Below are 15,142 nucleotides of genomic sequence, written 5' to 3'. Positions count from 1 at the left end.
GGAACGGGCGGTGCGCGGTTCCCCGGCTCCGTGGGCGGAGGCCGGGGAACCGTCCGACGCCCTGCCGTCGGATCATCGTGCGGAACGCTTCCGGATCACGCGGTGGGGTGCTCCGCGCCCCTCATCTCATCGGTTGTCGACGCACTCCCGGGCGGTGCTGTCGCTCGTGCACAGCACCAGGTCACTGCTGTGGCCGTCGGTGCCGTCGACGGCGGGGACGGTGGCGGTGCCGTCGCCGGACCACTTGTCACCGAGGTCGTTGGTGAACGTCCAGTTCCCCGTCACCGTCTTCATCAGCTGGCCCCGCATCGCCCAGCTGTAGTTGTTCGGCTTCACGGTTATCTTGTTGGCGTCGCTCACGGTGTCGGTCTGGGTCCAGGAGTGCTCGTAGCGTGCGCTGATGGCCGTGCTGACCTTGGCCGTCACGAACTCGACGTTGACCCCGACCTCGCTGGTGACGGTGATGGAGGCGCCCACCGTGTTGGTCTGGGACGTGGTCTGGGTCCAGGTGATGGTCCGATCCGCGTTGTCGGTGCTGTTGTTCCACACGTTGGAGCTGACCCGCTTCAGGTTCCCCACGGATGCCACGCTGTCGCCCGTGATCTCGTAAGCGCACGACGCGACGACGCGGGCGCCGTTGCTGCACTGCTTGAGGGCATAGGCGGTGGCCATCTCCGCGAGGGTGGGACCCGTGGCACCAGGGCTGGGCGTCGGACCGACGATCCACTCCTGGTTGCCGCCGCCGTGGCAGTCGTACAGGCCCACCACCGTGCCGTCGGCGTTGCCGCCCCCGAACACGTCCATGCACTTGTCGTTGTTGACGTTGCGGATCAGGTAGTAGCCGTCATTGCCGCCGGACGGCTGCAGGTACCAGTTCTGCTTGCTGTTCGTCTTGTCGCAGTACACCGGCTCGACGAGGTGGTTGTTGTCGGTGTTGAAGTCGAGGCACTTGTTCGTTCTGTCGTTGCGGATCAGGAAGCTCCCGTCGCCGTTGGGCAGGAAGGTCCAGTTCGCCATCGGCAGCTTGTTGATGACGATCTCCGTCCCGTAGTCGGGCGAGTCCTTCGCCAGGTCCAACGACGGCGCAAGGCCGTCGGAGGAGATCAGGCGAGGCGACAGGGACAGACCCGCGGTGGCGGAGGTGTCTGCGTGGGCCGTTGTGGCCGTGAGCGGGGACACCGAGGTGACGAACGCGGCGACGGTGACGGCGATTGCGGCCTTGGTCCGCCGCCCTGGCCGGTGAGGGGTCAGCTCGATGAGCATGGCTGTTCCGTTCTCCTCGAAAGCTCTTGCCTGTGGGGAGGGCCGCATGACGATGACGGCCCCCGTGCCGCGGCGGCATCGGGGCCCGGCGGCGGTGCAGGTGCCCGCCCCCGGCTGTGTCGCTGTCGGCAGCGTCGTCAACGTATGGGCGTTCGCGTGGAGTTACATCCGTCAACTGAAGGAGGGTTTCCGCGTGTACGGACGGACGACTGCCGGGTCGAGGGCTGAGGAGGATCACCGGGTGAGGCGCTGGGAAAGGCCGGCCGAGTGCCGGCAGAACACCGACCGAACGCCGGCCGGTACGGCGGCTGTTGGCGTGGTTCCCGACTGTGGGGTGCGGGGCGCACAGGCACGCCCCGCACCCTCTGCCGTGCCTGCTCTCTCAGGGCATTCGGTCGTCAGGGCCCAAAGGGCGCGCCGTCGGGAGGCGGAGCCCCTGGCAGCGGCGCTGTTCCCGGCGCCTGAAACCGTGCCGGTACCTCTCGGCCCATGTCGCCGGTCGCCAGGCCGACGGCCGCGGCGCCGGGTGGGAGAACGATCCGGAGTCCGCGGCTGGGGCGATGCGGTCGGCCAGTGCCGCGAGCAGCCGGTCCAGGGTCACGAGCATGGACTTCTCCGATCAGGTCCCGCAGGCCGCACGGACGTACTTGCCCACTTCGTAGGGTCCTCCATGGTCCCCGCGGGTGTCCACCAGGTGCGTCTGGACCTGCAGGTTGTAGTTGTACGTACCGCCGCCCGGGCAGCCGATCGTCCAGATCGTGTCGTTGACCTCGTTCGGCGAGTACACGAACTGGCTGTTCGACCAGCCGGTGTAGGCACGTGGACCGGACCAGGACGAGCGCAGGAACTGCCCGCGTGTGTAGTGGTACAGGAAGCTGCCCGAGCACACCTCGTGGCTGGACGAGGCGAGGTAGTTGCCGTTCTTGACCGTGGGCCTGGCCCAGGTCGAGCAGATCCAGCCGGCAGCCGCCGCGTTCTTGCCGGCCGTCTTCGGCAGTTCGACGCCCTCGGGCGCGAAGTTCACCGGGTCGTTGTTCGCCGGTATGGAGGCGTCGAGCGTCTTGCTCCGCCACTCGTCACCGGAGTCGTCCATCCCCCAGTGGACGACCGTGGAGCCCTTCTCGTCGAAGCCTGCCGCGGCCGCGGCGTGCGCCTCACCGACCGGGGGCACACGGGGGACGTCGGCTGCCGGTGCTGCGGCCGCGGTCGCGGTCACGACCGTCAACGCCGCGGCCAGCACTCCTAAGGGACGTGTGATTCGCACAGTGGTTTCCTCCCGTTGGTGTGCCCGGTCGGTCGATCCGGGCACAAGGGAATACTTGTGCGATCGAGGCGGCTTTGGTGCCGCTTCTGAGGACTTTGACTCGTTCTCATATGCACAGCCCGGTTGATCACGTCATGTCGTACGGCCACTGCCCGCCGTCGCCCAACATGTGCCGATGCCGTTGAATGCGTCCGGAGCCTGACCTGCCCCGTCCGACGAACGGCTTGCTCGTCCAGGGACCCTGACCGCTCGTTCCCCACCGGGGCATGCGATACATTTTGCCGCGCCTTGACCGCGATCGAATTCCAGACACGGAGACGCGCTTCCCCATGACCGACATAGTCAACGGACTCGGCCGGGCCACCGCTTACGGTGCCCTCGGCGTCGTGCTGCTGATCCTCGGCATCGTCCTGGTGGACCTGCTGACGCCCGGCAAGCTCGGCCGGCAGATCTGGGAGGAGCGCAATCGCAATGCGGCCGTCCTACTGAGCTCGGCCCTGCTCGGCATCGGCGGGATCGTCTTCACCTCGATCTGGACGACCTACGAGGACTTCGGCAAGGGCCTTGTGTCCACTGCCGCGTTCGGGGTGCTGGGCCTGGTGCTGATGGCCGTGGCGTTCCTGATCGTCGACCTGGTCACTCCGGGCAAGCTGGGGGCGACGCTGGTCGAGGCGGAGCCGCACCCGGCGGTGTGGGTGACCGCCTCGTGCAATCTGGCGGTGGCGGCGATCGTCTCGGCTTCGATCGCCTGAACCGTCCGCGTTCCCACCGGCTCAAGGTCCCCCGGACCTGGGCCGGGCACCGGGCACCGACCGCTTGGCGCGTGAAGACCTCGCGCCACCGACGGGCCGGAGCGTCGCGAAGTCCGCGACACTCCGGCCCGTCGCCGTCAGGCCCGTCGCCGTCAGGCCCGTCGTCGTCTGCCGCGCTCGGTCATCGTCTGTCGTCGTCCGTACGCACAACGTATCCACACATACGTCCGGGCTGCGTTTCGCGCGATACGGCGTGATGCTGGTACTCAGCCAATCGAGACGGGACACGCCCGGAGGCACAGATGACGCAGGACAAAAACGAAGAGCCGGAGCCCAAGAGGGCGCCGATGCGGATCTGGACCGGATCGGAACGCCCCTTCGATCCCGAGGATCTGGTGATGGCGTCCGGCCGCGAATGCACGCCGGCGAACATCGAGCGCGCCCGCAAGGAGATCCAGGAGAAAGGCGCCGCGGCGCTGGAGCGCTACCTGCCCTGACCGCAAGAACCGGGCACACACGCACAGTTGACATCCCTCACGCTACGCATCCATGGCCGGCCGGCGCGAGAGACGAAGAGGGTCAGAGCGGGACAAATGGGTATGAGGACGGTGGAACTCGACCGACGGTCGCGCCGCATTCGGCGACGCGGGCCATGCGCGGTCGAAGGAGCCTCATGTCCACCTCACTCCTGACCCGAGACAGCGACGTCCGTGCCGCCCGGCCGGAGCGGTCGGCGGCACCGGACGCATATGAGGGTCTCCCCGATATACCGGACCCCCGGACCCTCAGCACAGCGGACGCGAAGTCCCTGTCGATCACCCTGTTCCGGCGTCTGCAGGCGCTGGACGAGGGCTCGGCGCCGTACTCGTACGTCCGCAACACACTGGTGGAACTCAACCTCAGCCTCGTACGGTTCGCCGCCGGGCGGTTCCGTGGCCGCTGCGAGCCGATGGAAGACATCATGCAGGTCGGCACCGTCGGCCTGATCAAGGCGATCAATCGCTTCGACGTCGAGCGCGAGGTCGAGTTCGCCTCGTTCGCGCTGCCCACGATCGTCGGCGAGATCAAGCGGTTCTTCCGTGACACGAGCTGGGCGGTCCGGGTGCCCAGGCGGCTCCAGGAGCTGCGGCTGGACCTGGCCAAGGCCTTCGACACGCTGGAGCAGGAGCTCGGTCGGGCCCCGACCACGGCACAGCTCGCGGACCGGCTCGGGATCACCGAAGAGGAGGTCCTGGAGGGCGAGATGGCCGCCAACGGCTATGCGGCCCACTCCATCGAACCGCTCGAGGACGACGAGACGGTCAGCCCGCTCGCCCGCAGACTGGGCGCCGAGGACCCGGCTCTGGACATCGTCGAGTGTCTGGAGTGCCTGAAGCCGTTGATCGCCGGACTTCCCGAGCGTGAGCGCACGATCCTGTCACTGCGGTTCGTCGATGATCTGACGCAGTCGGAGATCGGTGCACGGCTCGGGGTCTCGCAGATGCATGTGTCCCGGCTGCTCGCACGGGTGCTGACGAAGCTGCGGGACGGGCTGCTGGCGGACGACGGTGCGTCCGAGGCGGTGATGACCCTGGTGTCCGAGCCGGCGGAGCCGGCCGAGGGGCATCCACATGGGGACGAGCCCCGCGCGGAGCCGCGGTCGTTAAGACGTGAGGAGCAGGTGCCGGGCACATGAACAGGCGCCCGGCACCTGCTCGGCTCCACCCGCTCCCCTCCCCGGCCGGCGCGACGCACGGGCCGGGGAGCCGTCATGACTGCTGCGGCGGCTTGCCCCGCTGCGCCCTGCGCAACCCGAGGGCGAAGGAGCCCACACCCGCGGCCAGGACGAGCACGGCGGCGCCCGCGTACCACGTCGCGGGGTCCGGAATGCGGCCCAGCTCGGCCAGCCAGCCGTCACGGTTGCGCGGCAGGCTCAGCGGCGCGGAGACGCGTTGCTGAGCCTTTCCCCCGTCCAGGCTGAGGGTGACGTCCCAGGGGCCGTCGGGCAGCAGCGGGTCGAGACCCGCCGAAACCGTGCCGATCCCCCCTGGTGGGAGGGTCGTGCCGGACCTGATCGGGAAGGGCCCCGCGCTCAGCAGGCCAGGAGCCCCCGTCAGCTCCAGCGAACCGCTCAGGTCGAGCGCCCGTCCCCCGGTGTTGCGCACCTGCGCGGTCAGGACGGGCAGGCCGGCCTCGGTCCTGTGGACGCGGTAGACACCGACCCGGAGGGAGGAGGGCGGTTCCGCGCCGGCACCCACGTTCACGTACATACGGACGCCTGTCCGGTCGGGAGCCGTCTGCCCCTGGGGAGCACCCGCCGGCGCCTTGCCCTGGACCCAGATCATCGCGTACCGCTCGCCGGTCGCGGCCTTCGGCGGAACGACCACCTTGACCTTCGTCCGCAGCTTCTGACCGGGGGTGAGCGTCAGGGTGGCCGGAGTGACACTGACCCAGCCGGTCAGTTCGTTCGCCGTACGGCCGGCGCCACGGACGAAGCGGTTGCTCCTGATCTGCGCCGCGGCGGCATAGAGCTCGACCTCGCGGCGCTCCGTGGTGTTGTTGGAGACCTCGACCTGGTGCTCGAGGGTCGCACCCGGCTTGAGGTGGTCGACGATCCGGCCCGCCGCCCGCGGGTCCGGCGCCCGGCCGGGGACGGGAGCGTCGACCACCCGGATGTCGAGCGCGGGCTGGTAGGGATCCGGTTCCGGGGCGGCGCGCACGGTGACCGCCCGGCCGCCGGAGCCTGTTGCCGGGCTGCCGAAAGGAACATGCGACGGTGCGGCCACGGCCGGCGGCACGGCCAGTACGGCGACCGCTCCGACTGCGGCTGCCACGGAGATCGCTGTCGCGCGCATGGCTTCCCTTTGATCGCGTTCAGGAGACCCCTGGACACGTACCACGGTCCTCGCACGGGCATCGCGCGGAGCGTCCTCCCTGCCCCATTCGGCGGCAGAATCCCACTCGGGTCATGCACCGCTGTTCGGCGGTGCCGCACTGATGTCCGCGAGCGCGGACCGGGGATCGTCGGCCCTGGCGAGGTCTCCGAGGGTGAGGACCCCGAGCGGGTGACCCTCCTCGACCACCGCCAGCCTGCGCACCCTGTGGCAGCGCATCAGCTCAGCGGCCTCCGCCGTGTCCTGTCCGGGGCCGACGGTCCTCACGTCAGGAGTGCACACCGCGCGGACCGGCATCCTGTGGGGATCGTGGCCCATCGCCACGGAGCGGACGGTGATGTCACGGTCCGTCAGTATCCCGAGCAGCTGTTCACCGGCCGCGACGATCACGTCCCCGACGTCCATGTCCCGCATCAGCCGCGCGGCCTCGACGACCGTCGCTTCGGGGGACAGGGCCAGCACCCCACTCGTCATCACGTCCTTCACCAGTCGCGTCATGACGCCCCTCTCCCTTCACCCGCATACCGCGTCTGCCCACGCTGCGCCCGGCCACACCGCCGGAGGCGGCCGGGTCCACGGGGCTGCCTCTCGACGGCGCCGAGACCGTCGATAACGGAAGACGCGCAGGTGGGCGCCGGGTGCGTGACCATGAGTGATCGAAGGAAATGCGGGGGTGACCGCGGCGTGTTTGCCTGGCTCATGGCCCCGAAAGGAGGAGCCATGACCACATCAGGTGAACCCGTCAGGACGCCCGAGGAACTCCGGGTGATGGCCGAGGAGCTCTCCCGCGGCGCCGACCGTTGCACCGATCCCGAGCACCGGGCGCGGCTGCGCCGCAAGGCGGAACGGCTGCGCTCGCAGTGCGAAGGCGACGCGGACCGCGCCCGCACCGCCGCCGCCCTTGATCCGCGCGCCGCGCACGACACCCACGCCCACGCCCACACCCACGCCGAGAACGAGGCGCCCGCGAGCCGCGGCCCGCACACCGCGCCCCCGGCTCATGGCCCGCACACCGCGCACGACCCGCGTACACCACGGGAACCCCGCGCCTCCCGTGACCCGCACGACCCGCGTGCTCGCGGTCCGCGCAGGGCCCCGGACGGGCATCCGGACCGGAAGCGCGGCGCCTGACACACGGGTAAAATCCGGTTCGTCCAGGCTGGGTCCAGGCTGGAGACGACATGACCATGCCCGACAACGGGCGGGACGAACCGGAGCCCGGCCGGCTGGCCACCGCGGTCACGCAGCTCACCGCCGAACTGGCGACGCTGCGCCGCGATCTCGCACGCCGTCATCTGCACGACCTGGCATCGGGCGTCCTGGTCGCGCAGCTGTCCCTCTCCCCCGCCGACGCAATGGACCATCTCGTCCGGCTCGCCGAGTCCACCGGAGTCTCGCTCGACGACCTCGCCACGGACGTCGTCAACGGCGCCTCGGGCACGGTGGGCCTACGGGGCGCGGACACGGCGCGGACCGCGGCCGGCGGCCAGGACCCGGAGATCGACGTACGGGGTGTCGGAGATGCCGGGGATGCCGGGGACGACGAGAGCGACAGCGAGCGGGGGCGCCGGGCCCTGCGGACCGAAGCCGCCGTCGACGCCACGGCGGAGACGGGCGGCTCCGTCGACGATGTGGCCGAGACCCTCCTGGAAGGCGGGCTGCGCCCGCTCGGCGTGCGCGGTCTGTGGCTGTTCCGGCGTACGGAGACGGACTGTCTGGAGCTGACCGGGCGGGCAGGGGTGAGCCCCCTGGAGGCCGCACACTGGCGGTGGGTGCCCCCTGGAACCAACAGCCCGATGCATCACGCGCTCGCCGAGGCGGCCCCCGTATGGCTCCCGTCCGGCCCGCCCGCGGGCGAACGGCTCCCCGGCTCCGCCGCCGACGGCGCCCGCGCCGTGCTCCCGCTGCGTCGGCGCGGCAGTGTGACCGGACTGGCCGTCGCCGACTGGCCGGGGCCCCGCGAGCTGGACGAGGCGATGCGGCGCGCGCTCACGGCCCTCGCGGTCCCGGCAGCGCGCATCCTGGACGCCGCGGATGCCGGACCCGCCGCCCCCGTCGTCCTGGCCTCGCTGCTCGACCAGCTGACACATCCGGGCATGGCCCTGCGCGCCGAGCCCGCGACCGGCGCCCTGCACATCGAGCACCTCAACAGACCTGCGCTCGACTGGGCGGGCAGGGTGCCGGGAACGGCCGGCCGGCCCCTGGCGCAGGTGTTCCCGGCGATCGAGGCGGACGTCGCGCGGCTGGCCGGGCAGGCCCGGGAGACCGCGGCGCCGCAGCGTGCGGCACGTCTGCCCACACAGCACCGGGCCGGTGACCCCGACCCGCTCCACGATGTGCGGGTGCTGCCGGTGAGCCCCGACAGATGCGTCGTCCTCTGGCACGGCGCCACGGACCCGGCGATGTCACTGAGCCGGGTGCTCGGCCGGCTGGAGAACCTCGCCGGGTTCGAGGACGACCTGATCGCCGGGACGTCCCGGTGGAGCGAGCAGGCGTACCGGATCTTCGGCGTCGATCCCGGCACTCCCCCGGTCCCGCTGCTCCGCCTCGCCCCCCAGCTGCACCGGGACGAGGCCGGAAAGCTCAGCGAGCTGCTCGGCGAACTCACCGAGCACCAACGGGGCGGCCACACGGTCGTGCGCGCGGTACGCGCGGACGGCGGGCTGCGCCATGTCCGGATCGCCGCCGAACCCCTGCTGACGGGCGGTGTGCTGACCGGGATCACGGGGGTGTACCAGGACGTCTCGGCCCAGCACCACGCCGAGATCGCCCTGAGCGCGACCTTCGACCAGCTCACCGCGACCCAGAAGCAGGCGGCGCTCCGTCACCAGCTGGTGCTGCAGCTGCAGCAGGCGATCGTCCCCGAGGTACCGGTGCTGCAGCAGCTGCCCGGGCTCGAGGTCGCGGCCCGCTACCGGCCGGCGGCCGAGGAGGTCCGGGTCGGCGGCGACTGGTACGACGTGCTGCCGCTGCCGGACGGCCGGGTACTGGTCGCCGTCGGCGACATCGCGGGCCACGGCATCGACTCGGTGACCGGCATGGTCTCGCTGCGCAACGCACTGCGCGGACTGGCGTTCACCGGCTACTCGCCGGCGCGGCTGATGGCCCTGCTCAACGAGGTCACCATGAGCACCCAAGGGCATCCGACCGCCACTGCGGTGTGCGCCCTCTACGACCCCACCGACCGGTCGCTGCACTGGGCCAGCGCGGGACATCTTCCGTTGCTGCTGCTCCGCGACGGCCAGGGGCGCTTCCTCGATCCGCCGCGCAACATCCTGCTGGGTGCCATGACGTCCGCGCGGTACACGGAGTGTGTGACGCCCCTCGCGCCTGGGGACACCCTGGTGCTCTACACGGACGGACTCGTGGAGCGCCGGCACACGGGCCTCGACGAGAGCCTCGCCGGTCTGCGCCTCGCGGCGGAGCGACTCGGCCCTGGGGCCCTGGACGCGCACGCGGACCAGTTGCTGGGGTCCGTCACCGGTGACACAGACGACGACACGAGCCTGGTGGCCGTACGGGTTTCCTGAACCGGCCGGGGCGGCTGCCGGGTCGCGGCAGGAGTGCGACGGGGGTCTGGTCGGCTAGTGCCGTGACCGGATAGGTTCACCGGCTCGAGGCGCCCTACACGGCGCCTCGCTGCGTTGTCGAGTCACCCGAGTACATCCAGTACAAGGGCGACCTCCCCCAGCCTCCGGCCGGGGGTACCCCCACCGCCTTGCGATACACCGCACCGGACGCCGCAAGCTTCCCGGCAAACCTATCCGGCCACAGCACTAGGGGGTTTCTGATGGATCTCCGTGGAGGAAGGAGCGGCGTCCGGTGCGTGCTCTCGGGGTGCCGGTTGGAAGCCCTCGTACGGGACGTACTTGGTCTTTCGGCCGGTGCGGCGAGTGGGGGTACCTCCCACGCCGTAAGGCCGTGGGGGCGGGCCGGGCGTCGCGACGCCGCGGAGATCCATCAGAAGCCCCCTAGCGCTGGAGCCACTTGCGTATCCGGGCCACCAGGTCATACGCGTCGACCGGCTTGGTGATGTAGTCGTTGGCCCCCGCCGCGAGGCTCTTGGCCCGGTCGCCCGGCATCGCCTTCGCGGTGACCACGATCACCGGCACGGAAGCGAATCTGGGCAGCTTCCTGATCGCCGCGGTGGCGCTGTAGCCGTCCATCCCGGACATCATCACGTCCATCACGATCAGATCCACGTCAGGGTGTGCGGTGAGCAGGTCGATCCCCGAGCGCCCGTCGTCGGCCGTCAGCACCCGCATGCCCTCCGCCTCGAGGATCTCGGTGAGCGCGTAGACGTTGCGCACGTCGTCGTCGATGATCAGCACGGTGCGGCCGGTCAGGGAGCCGCCCTTCACCGCGCGCTGCTGGGTGCCGGTGATCCCGCCGCCGGTGGATCCGCGGGTGGCGAGCCCCGGCGGCGGCTGATCGGGCACCTCGCCGCCGACGGGCACGTAGAAGGTGAAGACGCTGCCTTCGCCGACCTTGCTCTCCGCGACGATCACCCCGCTGAGGAGCTGGGCGAGTTCGCGGCTGATGGACAGTCCGAGCCCGGTGCCTCCGTAGCGCCGCCCGGTGGTCACCGCGCCCTGCTGGAACGCTCCGAAGATCGAGTCCAGATGCTCGGGAGCGATACCGACCCCGGTGTCCTTGACCCGGAAGGCGATGACCGAGAGTCCGCGCAGGGCGGAGGGGACCTCGGCGTCGGTGGCGTTCTCCACCCGGAGTTCGACGCTGCCGGTCTCGGTGAACTTCAGGGCGTTGGAGAGCAGATTGCGCAGGACCTGCCGCAGCCGTGTCTCGTCGGTGGTGATGTCGTCGGGCACGTCGTCCGCCGTGACGATGCCGAACTCGAGGCTGCGCTCGCTCGCCAGCGGCCGGAAGGTCATCTCGACGTATTCCAGCAGCCGGTGCAGCGGGAAGGGCTCACGGTGGACGTCCATCTTGCCCGCCTCGACCTTGGAGAGATCGAGGATGTCGTTGATCAGCTGCAGCAGGTCGGAGCCGGCGGAATGGATGACCTCGGCGTAGTCGACCTGTTTCTCCGTCAGGTTGCCTTCCGGGTTCTGCGCGAGCAACTGGGCCAGGATGAGCAGACTGTTGAGCGGGGTACGCAGCTCATGGCTCATGTTGGCCAGGAACTCGGACTTGTACATCGAGGTGCGCGAGAGCTGCTTGGCCCGCTCCTCCAGTTCCTGGCGGCCCTGCTCGATCTCCAGGTTCTTGCGTTCGATGTCCCGGTTGCGGTCGGCAAGCAGGGCGGCCTTCTCGGCGAGTTCGGCGTTGGAACGCTGGAGTTCTTCCTGACGTGCCTGCAACTCCTGGGACCGAGCGCGCAGTTCGGCGGTGAGCCGCTGGGACTGCTCGAGCAGTTCGTCGGTACGGGCGTGAGCGTTGAGGGAGCTCACATTGACCCCCACGGTCTCGATGAACTGGTCCAGGAAGTCCCGGTGGGTTCGGGTGAAGGGCCGCAGTGCGGCCAGTTCCACGGCGCCGAGCACTTGGTCCTCGACCACCACGGGCAGCACGATCAGCGCTCCCGGGGCGATGGACCCAAGGCCGGAGGAGATCGTGACGTAGCCGGGGGGCAGCTCGTCGACGGCGATGGTGCGCCGGCTGAGCGCCGCCTGGCCGACCAGGGACTCACCGAGCCGGAAGCGTACGGGCCGCTGCCCGTCCGCCGCTACGGCGGGGACTCCGTAGGCGGCGGTCATGACCAGCTCGGGGCCGCTGCCGCCGGAGACTTCCTCGGCCAGGAAGAACGCGCCGTACTGGGCGGAGACCAGCGGCGGGACCTCGTTCATGATGACCGCGGCGACGCTGTCGAGGTCGTTGCTGGACTGCATCAGTCCGGAGATCCGGGCGAGGTTCGTCTTGAGCCAGTCCTGTTCCTCGTTGGCCCGGGTGGTGGCGCGCAGCGACTCGACCATCGCGTTGATGTTGTCCTTGAGGTCGCCGACCTCTCCCGGGGCCTCGACGGTGATGGAGCGGGTCAGATCGCCCTCGGCGACGGCACTGGTCACCTCGGCGATGGCGCGGACCTGCCGGGTGAGGTTTCCTGCGAGCTCGTTGACGTTCTCGGTGAGCCGCTTCCAGGTCCCGGAGACTCCCTCCACCTCGGCCTGGCCACCGAGCCGTCCCTCGCTGCCGACCTCCCGGGCGACCCGGGTGACCTCGGCGGCGAACGACGACAGCTGGTCGACCATGGTGTTGATGGTCGTCTTGAGCTCCAGGATCTCGCCGCGGGCGTCCACGTCGATCTTGCGGGTCAGATCGCCACGGGCGACGGCCGTGGTGACCTGGGCGATGTTGCGGACCTGATTGGTCAGGTTGGTCGCCATGGAGTTGACGTTGTCGGTGAGGTCCTTCCAGGTGCCGGACACTCCGCGTACGGTCGCCTGTCCGCCCAGATCGCCTTCGGTGCCGACGTCGCGCGCCACCCGGGTGACCTCCTCGGCGAACGAGGAGAGCCGTTCGACCATCGTGTTGATGGTCTCCTTGAGTTCCTGGATCTCACCGCGCGCGTCGACCCGGATCTTCTGTGTGAGGTCACCGCGGGCGACGGCCGTGGCGACCTGGGCGATCGACCGCACCTGAGAGGTGAGGTTGTCGGCCATCGTGTTGACACCGGTGGTGAGCTCCTGCCAGACACCGCCGACGCCTCTCACCCGGGCGTGACCGCCGAGCCGTCCCTCACCGCCGACCTCCCGCGCCACCCGGGTGACCTCGGAGGTGACGAGGGAGAGCTGGTCGGCCATGCCGTTGTAGACCCCGGCGATCTCACCCATGATGCCGCCGGCGTCGTCGGGGAGCCGCGCGGAGAAGTCGCCGTCGCGCACGGCCGTGAGGCTCGCCAGAAGCTTACGCAGACCCTCTTCGCCCAGTTCGGCCGGTGGCCGTGGATCCACCGCGGCACCGTCCGGGGGTTGGGTCGCGGGGAGGTTCTCAGGGTGGTCCCGTGAACGACCGGATGCATTCATCGCCGACCTCGAGTCGCTCGTTCGGCGTCATGTCTTCACTCTCGACTTTCGCACGCACTCCCCCGGGCGACACCCCGGATGGGTTCAGGTCCCCTCCCAGGGGGCGCTGGGCGCGCTGATCTCCGCCCACACCGTCTTGCCTGCCGCGCGCGACACCGAGCCCCACGCACGGGCGAGACGGCTCAGCACGATCAGTCCGTGACCGCCGGGCTTCGCCGGGTCGGCGTGCGGGCGAGGCCGGGGCGGGACCGGGCTGGCGTCGCTCACTTCCACGCGCAGCCGCTCGGGGGTGCAGTGCAGTACGAGTTCCCGGGGGCCTCCGGCGTGCAGACAGGCATTGGTGACCAGCTCGGAGACGACCATCAGGACGTCCTCGGCGACGGCCAGCCGTTCCTCGGCCTCGTCGAAGTCGGAGTCGTCGTCGCAGCCGTCGAAGTCGTAGTCGCCGAAGTCGTAGTCGTAGTCACCGAAGCTGCCGCCGTGGTCGCCATGGCCGTGGACGCCGTCGCCGGGTCCGCCGGGCTCGTGGCCGGTGCGGGTCCCGGCGTTCCCCCCGGCGCCCTCGAAGCCGTCGAGGCCGGTCGTGCCGCCGGCCTTCCCTGCGCCGCCCTTGCCGCTGGTGCCGCCGGTCCCTCCGGGGTCGGCGTCGTCGCCCGCGCCGGGGAGCCACCCCCAGTCCACGAGCGCCGCGCGGCTGAAGTCGCGGCACCGGCCGACCACCCCCCGGGTCCCGGAGAGTACGAGTCTGCGGGTCTGTCCCTGCGCCGGAAGGGCCGCGCTCACGGTTGCTCCCGCCTACTCCCGCCGCGGCTCCGCGAGAGCCTCGCCGAGACTCGCGTACCGCGGGAAGACCGCACCGGCACCGGTGATGGCGAGCATCCGGGCGACCTGCGGGCGCAGCGCCGCCAGCTCGATCCGGGCACCCGTCTCCCGCGCCGCGAGGCGGGCGCGCAGCAGCACATTGAGCCCGGTGGAGTCACAGAACAGCAGTTCGGAACAGTCGACCAGAATGCGGCGCGCGCCCGCCGCGACACCCTCGTCCAGGGCGATACGCAGCGGCTCGGCCGTGTCGTGGTCGAGCTCGCCTTCGACCACGACCACGACGATTCCCGCCTCCGGCCCGGGGCGTACCTCGACGCCGAACCGGTCGCCGTCGCCGATGCTGTCCGGCAAGCCGTCCCGTGCTGACACCATGTCCGGTTCTCCTGGTCCTCCGGGGTCCGGTGACACCCCCGACTATGACACCGCCTCCGGCTCCCCGCTTCCGGCACGGGCTGATGACTACGCTGAATCACCGGGCCTTCCTTCTCATGAGCGGCGAAAGCTGGCGTATCCGATGAATACACACCGTGACTTCGAGCTGCTGGCCGTGACGATCCAGGTGGAGGGGCGACCCGACGTTCCCGTGCCGGTGCCGCCGCGTGACCGGGAAGACCAGGAAGACCGGGAGGACCGGGAAGATCAGGAAGACCGGGAGGACCGGGAGGACCGGGGCGGCGGGCAGGAGTCGCAGGTTCCCGTCAGCCTCAGGGAGGGCGCGGAGTTCCGGCTGCGCCTCGAGTTCCGCGTACCGTCCAGGGGGGATCTCGAGGGGCTCAAGTTCATCGACGAGCACACCCGCCAGGGGGTGATCGTGGTGCACACGGAAACCCATCTGGGCGACTACCGGCACGGTGGTCCGTACGAGGTGGTCCTGCCGCCGGTGCACCTGCCGACCGGACATCTGGCGCGTGACACCTACGCGTGTACGGGCACCTTCGTGGATGCCGGCGGCAGGGAGCTCGGCCGTCAGACGTACCGGCTCGAGATCACGAAGGACTGGCCCCAGTGAGGTGGCCGCTCGGGTAGTGGCGCCGTGCCCTCGCCTCGGTCAACTCCTCGTGTACGCGCGGCAGAGCACGGCAAGCGGGATGCCGTCCGATGGCAGGTGGGGCGGGCGGCGGCTCCTGAGGTTCCCCGTGCTGGCGGCGCGGGTGGCGACCCGCCGTGCGACGCTGGAGTGGAGCC

Annotated in this window: 13 protein-coding genes; 6 read left to right on the top strand and 7 right to left on the bottom strand. The window is 70.4% G+C overall.

Annotation, left to right across the window (positions count from 1 at the left end):
* Positions 1–126: 126 nt before the first annotated feature.
* Both ACTWOL_RS32725 and ACTWOL_RS32720 read right to left on the bottom strand, forming a co-directional pair.
* Positions 127–1,263: an RICIN domain-containing protein gene (locus tag ACTWOL_RS32725; protein WP_474300484.1), complete on the bottom strand. Its 1,137-nt coding sequence runs from the start codon at positions 1,261–1,263 to the stop codon at positions 127–129.
* A 619-nt stretch (positions 1,264–1,882) separates the two neighbouring features.
* Entirely contained in the window at positions 1,883–2,488 is a 606-nt protein-coding gene (locus ACTWOL_RS32720; RefSeq protein WP_474300483.1) for a hypothetical protein, read from the bottom strand.
* A gap of 368 nt (positions 2,489–2,856) precedes the next feature.
* Between ACTWOL_RS32720 and ACTWOL_RS32715 the strand changes: the two genes are divergently transcribed.
* The 3 genes from ACTWOL_RS32715 to ACTWOL_RS32705 all read left to right on the top strand — a co-directional run bounded on the left by ACTWOL_RS32715 (position 2,857) and on the right by ACTWOL_RS32705 (position 4,954).
* Positions 2,857–3,279, top strand: a complete 423-nt coding sequence (locus tag ACTWOL_RS32715; protein ID WP_474300482.1) for a DUF350 domain-containing protein — start codon at positions 2,857–2,859, stop codon at positions 3,277–3,279.
* Positions 3,280–3,581: 302 nt separating this feature from the next.
* Positions 3,582–3,776, top strand: coding sequence for a hypothetical protein (locus ACTWOL_RS32710; RefSeq protein WP_474300481.1), 195 nt, complete (start codon positions 3,582–3,584; stop codon positions 3,774–3,776).
* A gap of 176 nt (positions 3,777–3,952) precedes the next feature.
* A complete protein-coding gene (locus ACTWOL_RS32705; RefSeq protein WP_474300480.1) occupies positions 3,953–4,954 on the top strand; it encodes an RNA polymerase sigma factor SigF in 1,002 nt (333 codons plus the stop codon).
* Between the two features lie 73 nt (positions 4,955–5,027).
* Here ACTWOL_RS32705 and ACTWOL_RS32700 read toward each other — a convergent pair whose 3' ends face one another.
* Both ACTWOL_RS32700 and ACTWOL_RS32695 read right to left on the bottom strand, forming a co-directional pair.
* Positions 5,028–6,113 carry a hypothetical protein gene (locus tag ACTWOL_RS32700; protein WP_474300479.1) on the bottom strand — a complete coding sequence of 362 codons (1,086 nt, stop codon included), beginning with the start codon at positions 6,111–6,113 and terminating at the stop codon, positions 5,028–5,030.
* A gap of 111 nt (positions 6,114–6,224) precedes the next feature.
* A complete protein-coding gene (locus ACTWOL_RS32695; RefSeq protein WP_474300478.1) occupies positions 6,225–6,650 on the bottom strand; it encodes a CBS domain-containing protein in 426 nt (141 codons plus the stop codon).
* 222 nt (positions 6,651–6,872) lie between these two features.
* Here ACTWOL_RS32695 and ACTWOL_RS32690 point away from each other — a divergent pair, with 222 nt between their 5' ends.
* Both ACTWOL_RS32690 and ACTWOL_RS32685 read left to right on the top strand, forming a co-directional pair.
* Complete coding sequence (locus ACTWOL_RS32690) at positions 6,873–7,283, top strand: DUF6381 family protein (protein WP_474300477.1); 411 nt, start codon at positions 6,873–6,875, stop codon at positions 7,281–7,283.
* 50 nt (positions 7,284–7,333) lie between these two features.
* The gene (locus ACTWOL_RS32685; RefSeq protein ID WP_474300476.1) at positions 7,334–9,682 is read left to right on the top strand and encodes a SpoIIE family protein phosphatase; all 2,349 of its coding nucleotides are present in this window, start codon (positions 7,334–7,336) and stop codon (positions 9,680–9,682) included.
* Positions 9,683–10,123: 441 nt separating this feature from the next.
* Here ACTWOL_RS32685 and ACTWOL_RS32680 read toward each other — a convergent pair whose 3' ends face one another.
* From ACTWOL_RS32680 to ACTWOL_RS32670, 3 genes are all read right to left on the bottom strand, one after another.
* Complete coding sequence (locus ACTWOL_RS32680; protein ID WP_474300475.1) at positions 10,124–13,063, bottom strand: hybrid sensor histidine kinase/response regulator; 2,940 nt, start codon at positions 13,061–13,063, stop codon at positions 10,124–10,126.
* A 156-nt stretch (positions 13,064–13,219) separates the two neighbouring features.
* Positions 13,220–13,918 carry an ATP-binding protein gene (locus ACTWOL_RS32675; RefSeq protein ID WP_474300474.1) on the bottom strand — a complete coding sequence of 233 codons (699 nt, stop codon included), beginning with the start codon at positions 13,916–13,918 and terminating at the stop codon, positions 13,220–13,222.
* Positions 13,919–13,930: 12 nt separating this feature from the next.
* Positions 13,931–14,329, bottom strand: a complete 399-nt coding sequence (locus tag ACTWOL_RS32670; RefSeq protein ID WP_474300473.1) for an STAS domain-containing protein — start codon at positions 14,327–14,329, stop codon at positions 13,931–13,933.
* A 142-nt stretch (positions 14,330–14,471) separates the two neighbouring features.
* Between ACTWOL_RS32670 and ACTWOL_RS32665 the strand changes: the two genes are divergently transcribed.
* Entirely contained in the window at positions 14,472–14,966 is a 495-nt protein-coding gene (locus tag ACTWOL_RS32665) for a rho GDP-dissociation inhibitor (protein ID WP_474300472.1), read from the top strand.
* The last annotated feature ends 176 nt before the right edge of the window (positions 14,967–15,142 follow it).

Source organism: Micromonospora sp. IBHARD003 (assembly GCF_056106285.1).
Note: the sequence above shows the minus strand (reverse complement) of the source record. Positions and strands in the feature narration are given on the sequence as shown.